The 8,971-nt window shown below is 74.6% G+C and carries 7 protein-coding genes; 4 read left to right on the top strand and 3 right to left on the bottom strand.

The genetic code is table 11. From position 1 onward, the window contains the following. The first annotated feature begins 261 nt into the window (after positions 1 to 261). Positions 262 to 1,011, top strand: coding sequence for a bestrophin-like domain (locus IH25_RS0119230; RefSeq protein WP_030611527.1), 750 nt, complete (start codon positions 262 to 264; stop codon positions 1,009 to 1,011). On the opposite strand, the gene IH25_RS0119225 is transcribed toward IH25_RS0119230, so the two are convergent. Then, positions 993 to 1,988: an acyl-CoA desaturase gene (locus IH25_RS0119225; protein ID WP_245172825.1), complete on the bottom strand. Its 996-nt coding sequence runs from the start codon at positions 1,986 to 1,988 to the stop codon at positions 993 to 995. The two genes, IH25_RS0119230 and IH25_RS0119225, sit on opposite strands and share 19 nt — an antisense overlap. A 282-nt stretch (positions 1,989 to 2,270) precedes the next feature. On the opposite strand from IH25_RS0119225, the gene IH25_RS0119220 reads away from it, so the two are divergent. Further along, complete coding sequence (locus IH25_RS0119220) at positions 2,271 to 4,439, top strand: acetoacetate decarboxylase family protein (RefSeq protein WP_051754024.1); 2,169 nt, start codon at positions 2,271 to 2,273, stop codon at positions 4,437 to 4,439. A 26-nt stretch (positions 4,440 to 4,465) separates the two neighbouring features. After that, a complete protein-coding gene (locus tag IH25_RS0119215) occupies positions 4,466 to 4,726 on the top strand; it encodes a hypothetical protein (protein ID WP_030611517.1) in 261 nt (86 codons plus the stop codon). Between the two features lie 24 nt (positions 4,727 to 4,750). Here IH25_RS0119215 and IH25_RS0119210 read toward each other — a convergent pair whose 3' ends face one another. Both IH25_RS0119210 and IH25_RS0119205 read right to left on the bottom strand, forming a co-directional pair. Then, positions 4,751 to 6,370, bottom strand: a complete 1,620-nt coding sequence (locus IH25_RS0119210; RefSeq protein WP_030611514.1) for a peroxidase family protein — start codon at positions 6,368 to 6,370, stop codon at positions 4,751 to 4,753. Positions 6,371 to 6,474: 104 nt separating this feature from the next. Then, complete coding sequence (locus tag IH25_RS0119205; RefSeq protein ID WP_051754023.1) at positions 6,475 to 7,767, bottom strand: cytochrome P450; 1,293 nt, start codon at positions 7,765 to 7,767, stop codon at positions 6,475 to 6,477. A 117-nt stretch (positions 7,768 to 7,884) separates the two neighbouring features. Here IH25_RS0119205 and IH25_RS0119200 point away from each other — a divergent pair, with 117 nt between their 5' ends. Continuing rightward, positions 7,885 to 8,586: a lysophospholipid acyltransferase family protein gene (locus tag IH25_RS0119200; RefSeq protein ID WP_051754022.1), complete on the top strand. Its 702-nt coding sequence runs from the start codon at positions 7,885 to 7,887 to the stop codon at positions 8,584 to 8,586. Positions 8,587 to 8,971 lie beyond the last annotated feature (385 nt).

Here is an 8,971-nt window from a genome sequence, read left to right as displayed (position 1 = left end):
CCCTCCGCCCCCTCCATCATGTCCCGGTTCATCCGGCCCGGAGGCAAGCCGACCGGGCTCGGTCTGCTTGCCGTGCTGTTCCTGCTGCTGATCCCCGCCGCCCTCGCCGCCGCGCTGCTCGGCTCACGGCGCATCGGCAAGTAACCCCCAGCCCCCCGTCACCCTCCAGCACCCAGTCATCCCCCAGCCCTCAGCCGTCCCCCCAGCCCCGCCCCCCGGCCGGGACATCGAATCGAGACGACACGACAGGAGACCGCGCCGATGATCGAGACCTTCGCCGTCGTTCTGGGGATCGCCGTGGTCGCCGCCGGCGCCGTGCTGCTTCAGCACCGCTTCTGGCCGCCCGCCCCGGACGAGGAACCCCGCGAGGACGTCGCCGAGTACATCGCCATGATGGTCAGCGTGCTCTACGCCCTCGTGCTCGGCCTGTCGATGGTGGCCGTGTGGGAGGCCCGGTCCGCCGCTGAGGACCATGTGCAGGTGGAGGCGAGCGCCGCGCACCAGATCCGGCTGCTCTCCGCCGGTCTGCCCGCGCCGGCGGGCGAACGGACCAGGGAAGCCGTCGACGCGTACGTGCACCACGTGGTGTCCGAGGAGTGGCCCGTCATGGTCGCCGGGCAGCCGCCGGACCGGCACGGCTGGGACCTGCTGAACGACCTGAGGTCGGCGGGCCAGATCCCCGCCGGGGCCAGCCCCGCCCAGCAGGCCACACTCCAGGAGACCCTGGCCCAGCTCAGCGTGCTGGACGACGCCCGGCGCGGCCGGGAGGCGGATGTCGGCGACACCCTGTCACCGGTGCTGTGGTTCGGGCTGATCGTCGGCGGCCTGCTGACCGTGGCCTTCATGTTCATGTTCGGCGTACGGCGCAGCATCACCCATGTGGTGATGGTGATGGGCCTGACCGCGCTCATCACCTTCACCGTGCTGCTGGTCTACGGGCTGAACGAACCCTTCAACGGCATGTTCGCCGTCGACTCGTCCTCGTTCTCCCGTTACTTCCCGGGCAGTTGACGGTGCGGCACCCGGCGGCCGGCCGCCTCCGCGTGCAGCCGGGCGGCGATCCGCCGCCGGTCCGGCCAGCGCACGTCGTACGCCCAGCCCCACCGCTCGAACCGGGCGATCAGCCACGCCGTGAGGTCCGGCTGGCCGCGCAGCCCGCCGTGCCGGGCGCTGCTGGGGTCGGCGTGGTGGAGGTTGTGCCAGCCCTCGCCGAACGTCAGCAGGGCCACCCAGGGCACGTCCCGGGACTGGTCGCGGGTGGGGTAGTGGCGCGGACCGAAGGCGTGCGCCACGGAGTTGACCGACCAGGTGACATGATGCACGACGGCGTACCGCACCAGGCTCGCCCAGAACAAGGTGACCAGCGCGGACCGTACGTCCTGGGTGACCGCCAGGACCAGGACCGGCGGCAGCGCGAGCGAGACGGCGATGGCCAGCGGATAACAGCGGTCCAGGCGGCGTACGTCCGGGTCGGCGAGCAGGTCGGGGGCGTAGCGGGGGTAGTGGGAGCGGACCGGTGAGGAGGCGAACCAGCCGACCTGGGCGTGCCACAGCCCCTTCAGCAGGGCCCGCCGGGTGGTGCCGTACTTCCACGGCGAGTGCGGGTCGCCCGCCCGGTCCGCGTACTGGTGGTGGCGCCGGTGCTCGGCGACCCACATCGTCACCGGGCCCTCCATGGCGAGGCTGCCCGCCACTCCGAGGGCGATCCGCAGCGGACGTTTCGCCTTGAACGACAGATGGGTGAAGTGCCGGTGGAAGCCGGCGGTGATGCCCATGATGGACAGCGCGTACATCCCGGCGCCCAGGACCGCGTCGTACCAGCGCGGCCCCCAGCCGCCGGCCAGCGCGACCGGCAGGACCAGCGCCAGCACGGCCAGCGGGCCCACCACGAGGGTGAGCAGGTAGCCGGTGCGCAGCGGCAGCCCGACCGGGACGGTGTCGGGAAGCGGGGCGCGCGGGCCCTCCGGGTGTTCGGGGGTCACGGTCACGGTGTGTCTCCCGCGCGGCGGGGCGGGGCGGTGCAGGGGGTCATGGGCGGCGATTATGCGCCGACCCGGCGGCCCCGGTGCATGAGGCTCGGCGCGCGGCGCGGCCCCCGCGGGCATCCTCTACCTGGATGGATGAAGGTGCGGGCGCGGCCCTGCTGGCCGACCATGGGAGCGGGACCGAGCCCGCCGGCGCGGCCCTGGCTCCGCCCCATGTCACCGGGCCGGGAGCCCGCCGGCGCGGCCCCGGCTCCGCCCCATGTCACCGAGCCGAGGGAGCGTCGGATGCGAGCGGACGGCACCGCACCCGGACGGCCCGCGCCGGACGGCCAGGACGCCAGGGATCTGCTGCGCGGGTGCGCGCGGGAGGTGGTGGACGTGGCCGAGGGCATCCGCGCGGTCTCCGCGCGCACCAGCACCACGCTGTTCACTCCGGCCCTGACCGCCTCCGCGCGCCGCCGCCCGCGCACCGGCCTGCCCGCCCAGTGGGCCCTGCTGCGCGCCCTGACCGGCAAACAGGGCCTCGGCGGCTCCGCGGTCACCGCGCCGAAGGGCGTGGGCCACGTCCTCGGCGCCGCCGGCGAGGTGCTGGGCCGGGAGAGCCTGGCCGCGCTGGTGGCGGTCACCTCGCTGCGGCTGCGGATCGCCGCCGTGCTGGTCGACCACCCGGAGTTCGTGCGCGATCCCGGTATGCGCCGGCTGACCGAGGCCGTCACCACCGACAAGGACCTGGCGGCCGTACGGTCCCTGCGCGCCCTGTTCCGCGACCAGGGCGCCCAGCGCGCGCTGTCCGGGCTGGCCCCGCTGATGGCCGAACTCCTCGCGATCCGCGCCCTGCTGGACGAGGACCCGCACAACGACGAGACCGGCTGGGCGCTGGCCACCGGCCGGGAACTGTCCGCCGACCCGCTGCACGGCGTCAGCGCCGCCCACCTCGCGGGCCTGGACCAGGGCGAGGGCGCCGCCGAGGCCGTCGCCCTCACCGACCAGGAGCGGCAGGTCATCGCCACGAAAGGGTCCTTCCTCGGCTTCCTGCGCAACATCGAGATGCTGTCCACGAACGGGCGGATCCTGCTGCAGAACGTGCGCGGCCCCGACGGCGTCGTCCGCTACGTCCTCCAGGCACCCGGCATGGCGCCCGGCCGCCCCCGCACCGACTCCCCGCAGGACTTCGTCGGCGCCTGGCGCAACCTGTTCCTGCCCGACTCGCCGTACACCCGCTCGATCCTGCTCGCCCTGCGGGACTACGGCATCCCCCGCGGCGCCGATCTCGCGCTGATCGGGCACAGCGAGGGCGGGATCGCCGTGATGAACCTCGCCCAGAGCGAGGAGTTCTGCCGCACCTACCGGGTCACCCATGTCGTCGCCGTCGGCTCGCCGGTCGACAACAAGAAGCCCGCCGACCCGCGCACCTGGGTCGCCAGCATCACCAACCAGCACGACATCGTGCCCGTCCTCGACGGCCGCGGCGCGGGCTCCGCGTTCGACCCGCACCCCAACTGGTACGAGGTCGACTACACCGGGCCCACCCACGAGTTCCCGCTCAGCCACATGCTCCACGAGTACATCGAGCACCTGCGCACCGTCGTCCCCGAGGCCCGGGAACGCGTCGACGAGGCCCTCACCCCCTACCGCGGCCCCGTCGTGCGCACCCAGGCCTACCAGCTCAAGGACCGCGCCAACCCGCCCGAGGGCTACCCCTTCCTCACCCTGCCCACCACCTCGCTGCCCACCACGGCCGGCCCGGTCGACGTACCCGTGCGCTACTACGACTCCTCAGCCGCCCACTTGTGCTTCCCCGTCGACGCGGACGCCGCCCGCGCCCTGCTGCCCGGCGTCACCTGGATGACGCCGAGCCGGCTGGGCCGACGGGCGCTGGCGGTGCTGTCGCTGTACGAACACCGCTGCACCACCATCGGCCCGTACACCGAGATCTCCCTCTCCGTGCTGGTGGACGACCTGTGGCGGCCCCGCCCCTACGACGTGGCCCTGGACCTGCTGCGCCGGGTCGACCTGCGCCGCACCGGCCGGTACGTCGTCTCCCTCGCCGTCACCAGCGAGGAGGCGCGGGCCGTCGCCCGGGAGATCTGGGGCCAGCCCGCGGTCCGGGTGAGTGCCGAGGCCGACCTGACCGGTCGGGACCTCGCCGTGCGCTCCCCGGAGCTCGGCCTCGCCGTCGACGGCCGCCTCGGGCCCGGCGCGCGCTGCCCCGAGGCCGACTGGATCCTCTACGGCCGCCGGGGCGAGAGCACCATCCGCACCCTGGTCCGGGCCCACGGCGGACTGCGGCTGCACAGCGGCGGCGGTATCCGGCTGCGGCTGGACACCGGGGCCGCCGAACCCCTCGCCGGCCATCTGCGCCGGCTCGGCATCGCCACGGCCCGCCCCCGACTGGTCCTCACCTGCCCCCAGTTCATGCTCCACCGCAGCGCCGGCGCCGTCCTGCCACGCTGACGCCCCCACCCCCACGGGAGCCCGCCATGGTGACCGAGTCCCCCCACGTCACGTCCTACGATGCCGAACTCCTCGACCGAGCCGAGGCGTTGCGGGCGGACGCCGAGCTGATGGACGAGTACGCCCGGCGGCTGCGCGCCACCGCGGACACCCTTGCCGGCTGCCCGGCGGCCCCGGAGTGGAGCCGCCCCACGCTTCAGCGGCAGGCTGCCGCCTGCATCACGGCAGCGGAGCAACTGCGCGCCGCCGCACAGGCGTTGCACACCCATGCGGCAGCCGGGGACTGAAACCGCCCGGCTCGGTGCGCCCGCTCAGCCCGCCGCGGCCCGGGCGTCCGCCGCGCTCCGGCCGAGCGAGACGACGTAACGCCCCTTGTCCTCCGGCAGGTTGCGGTGCACCAGGTCGGAGAAGCCGCGGGTGTGCCGGATGACCTCCCAGCCCTCGGGGGAGAAGGTGGCGGGCCCGAACAGGCGCGGCGCCAGCAGCGGGTTGTTCAGCGCCTCGGAGAACGCGTCGACGGAGATGATCCGTTCGAGCAGCCGGCCGAAGATCGCCCCGGGCTCCGGCTCCTCCGCGAACAGCCCCACGTGCAGGTCGATCGCGTCCATGTCGCCGTACACCTCCAGCAGCGCCTGCTGGACCCGCGGGTCGCCGGAGATCTGCCGCGGGTCGGTGACCCGGGGGAAGCCGTAGTAGGCCCGGTAGTCGTTGTACGGGGCCAGCCGCAGCTCCCGGCCGACGGCGACACTGTGCTCCTCGATGGGCAGCAGCAGCGGATCGGTGTTGAACAGGCCGGACAGACCGGCCGGTTGCCGGGACAGGTCCTGGAACAGCGGACCGAGGCCCTGGTCCAGGACCACTTGCCCGTTGGCGATGGTATGCGCGAGCGGCACCGGCCGGCCCGCGATGGTGTACGCCGACGGGATCAGGCTGTGCCAGCGGTAGACGAGGCTGAACTCGATCGTCGCCCGGTTCTCCCGGTGCCACACGCCCCGGTCGGTGCGCACCGGATCGAGCACGAAACCGAAGTGGTACGGCGTGATGTGGTTGATGTACTCCTCCAGCATCACCCGGATCATCAGCACGATCAGCGTGTTGCGGGTGGTCTGGAAGAGCCGTTCGTCGTCCCAGTCCGGGTGCGCGGCGGCGAGCAGGCCGGCGACCCGGTTGTGCTCGCGCAGGAACAGGACGTTCAGCGCCATCGGCCCGATGTGCGCGTGCGCCCGCTCCCCGCCCCACGCGAACAGGGTGTCCACGAACTCCTCGGGGACCTCCTCGAACCGCACCGGCCGGATCGCCCGGAACTCCTCCCTGATCCGCCCGCCCTCGCACAGCGCGGGCGGGAACTCGCCGCCGTCGACGAGCCGGCTCTTCAGCCGGCCGCCCCGGAAGGCGCGCAGACAGGCGGTGACCTCCTCCCGGTCGCCGTAGAGCTGGCACATGTCCAGGGTGTGCGGCGAGTCGGTGCGCCGGGGGTCGCCGGTGGCCGCGTGGCCGCGCAGGAAGCCGTCGGTGAACCACTGCGCGAACGCCGGCAGCAGCGCGCTGGAGCGGGTGCAGAAGCGGCCCTCGCCCTCGCGCCGGAACAGCTCGGCCACCCGCTCCGGGGCGGGCAGGTCCCCCCGGGCCTTGGTCACCGGCGGCAGCTGCCGGCCCACCCAGGTCCGGTCGGTCAGCGAGTCCCAGGAGGTGTACGGGGCCTTGGTGCTCAGCGGGTTGGGGCGCGGCGGGGCCTTGAGCACGGCCAGGTCGATCAGCCGGGAGTTGAGCCTGCGGTGCAGCCACCGGCGGCGCTGGGCCGTCTGCCAGGCCGGGCCGTAGTGGGTCAGCAGATGGGTCTCGAAGCGGTTGCGCAGCCCGTCCCTGGACCTGTCCCTGGCCCCGGTCCAGGGCGGTGTCCCCTCCTGGGGCGGTCGGGACGTGACGGTCATCGGTCCTCCGGTCGGTTCACGGATCGGTCGGTTCATGGATCGGTCGGTGTGCGGATCGGTCGGTTCGCGGGCGGCCGGTCCACCGGCCGCCCGGATTCCGGCCCTCAGGGCGCGGGCACGGCGTCGCGGCCGGACCGCACGGTGTAGTGCTGCGGGAACGGGGTGCCCGCGTAGTCCAGGGCGCGTTCGGCTCCGGGCAGCGGGCGCACGCCGGGGCGCAGCAGCACCCGCCGCACCAGCTCGGGCACGATGACCCGGGCCGCGTACCGGCCGACACAGTCGTGGGCGCCGTAGCCGAGGACGAGGTTGTGCGCGGGCGGGCGTCCGGGCCGGAACTCCTCCGGCGCGTCCAGCACCTCCTCGTCGGCCATCGCCGACGCGAAGCAGGCCAGCACCACGCTCCCCGCCGGGATGAGCGTCTGCCGCCCGGTGCCCGCGGCCAGCAGGTGGTCGCGCACACACAGCCGGGGCGTGACCGGCACGAACGGGTGGAAGCGCAGCGCCTCCCACACATAGGCGTCGAAGCGGGAGGGGTCGCTCTCGCCCGCCGCGCGCTCCGCCTCCGCCAGCACCTCGGGACGCACGGCGAGTTCCTTCAGCGCGGTCGCCGCGCACTGGGTGGCGTTCTGTTGATAGCCCGTCAGATAGCCGACCAGGTTGGCGTTGACCCGCTCGTCGTCGAAACCGTACTCGGCGGGCAGCCGGGTGCTCAGCATCCGGCCCAGCACGTCGTCCGGACCGTCCTCCAAGGGCGCGGCCCGGCGGCGGGCGATCACCTCGGCGACCCGGTCGTGCAGCTCCCGGCCGGCGGCCACGCCCGCCGCGTGGATCCCCGGGTCACGGCCGGGGTTGACGGCGAACGCCCACTGCATCCGGCGCGTGCAGGAGTGCAGCGTCTCCTCCTCGATGCCGGTGAAGCCCAGATAGGCGACCGCGACCCGGGCGGTGGCCAGGCGGGCGTAGTCCTGGACGAGATCGAAGGTGTCCGCGCCCCGGCCGATCACCTCGTCCAGCACCTCGTCGGCGATCCGCGCGGTGAGGTCCCGCACCCGGGGCGCGTCCTCGGCGGCGAGCATCAGCTGCCCGTACCCGCGCTCCCGCCAGTGCACGTCCGCGCCGTCCCGGGCCAGGACGAACGGCCCGCCGAGCACGTCCTCCAGCGCCGGGCCGAACACGCCCACGGTGAACGTCTCGGGCGCCGACAGCACCTCCAGGACATCGGGGTGCCGGGTGACGAACACACCGATGGGCGTGCCGAACACCGGCCGGCGGGCGCGCAGCTCCGCGAACAGCTCGGCCCTGCCGGCCGTCATGGCCCGCCGCAGCAGAGCCACCCGCTGCGCAACGTCGTCCTGCGGGAGCGCGTCATACGCGGCGAGGAAGTCCATGCCGGTCATTCAGCCACCGGCCCGCGGCCCCCGCACGCCGGACAGGCATTCGGGGCAGAGGGGTGCGGGCGGGCCGGGCGCGGGCGACGATGGGCGCCTGGGGGACGCGGCGGAGAGGAGTGCCCGATGCTGTCGGCTCTGGCCGGGGCGCTGGTGCCCGTATTCAGCGACACGAGCGTGACCGGCACCGGCAATCTGGCGCGGCCGCCCGGCACCGGTCGCCTCCTCGCCGCCAACCACACCTCGTTCTTCGACCCGGTCCTGCTCATCGGCACCCTGCACCGGCTCGGCCTGCGCCCCGCCGTGCTGGTCACGGCCGGGCTGTGGCGGGTGCCGCTGCTCGGCCGGGCCCTCACCCGGGAGGGCTACGTACCCGTGCACCGGGGCAGCCGCCGCGCCCCGGACGCCCTCCGGCACGCGGCCGACGCGCTGGCCGCCGGACGGGACGTGCTCATCTACCCCGAGGGCGGCCTGCCCGGCTACCGCGCCTCCCACGACCGCCCGCCCGGCCGCCTGAAGTCCGGGGCGGTCCGGCTCGCGCTGTCCACCGGCGCGCCGGTCATCCCGGTCGGACACGCCGGCGCCCGCCGGGTCTCCTCCGGCAGCCGCGCCAAGCAGCTCGCCGGCTGGGCCACCGCGCCGCTGCGCCGCCCCCACGTCCACGTCCACATCGGCCCCGCCCTCCGCCTGGACACCTCCGACCACCCCGTGGACACCCTGGAAACCGCCCTCGCCGAGGCCTGGACGACCGCGGTCCGCGCTCTGGAGGAGGGGGCGGACGGGACGAGGGCCGGTCCGGCGGGACAGGGGGCGGTGGGGAGCGGCTGATCCGACGGGGCGGCACCGTACCTGCCCGCCCGCCCGGTCGGAGTGCCGGACCGTACTGGCCGACCCGGCCCGGAAGCGCAGGGCACCGCCCCGTTCGGCCGCTCCCGCCGGCCGGGCCCTGTCCAGGCCGGTCCCGCCCGTCCGGGCCCTCTCCCGCCCGGTTCAACCCTCCCGGGCCCTGCCCCGGCCGGTGCCGCCCGCCCGGTCGGGGTACCGGACCGTACCGGCCAACCTGGCCCGGAAGCGCAGGGCACCGCATCGTCACGGCCGGTTCCGCCCGCCCAAACCTTCTCCCGGCTGGTTCCGCCCGCCCGAACCCTCTTCTGGTCGGTTCCGCCCGTCCGGGCCCTCTCCCGGCCGGTCCCGCCCGCCCGGGCCCCGTGCG

Source organism: Streptomyces achromogenes subsp. achromogenes, from assembly GCF_000720835.1.
GTDB classification, from domain to species: Bacteria; Actinomycetota; Actinomycetes; order Streptomycetales; family Streptomycetaceae; genus Streptomyces; species Streptomyces achromogenes.
Note: the sequence above shows the minus strand (reverse complement) of the source record. Positions and strands in the feature narration are given on the sequence as shown.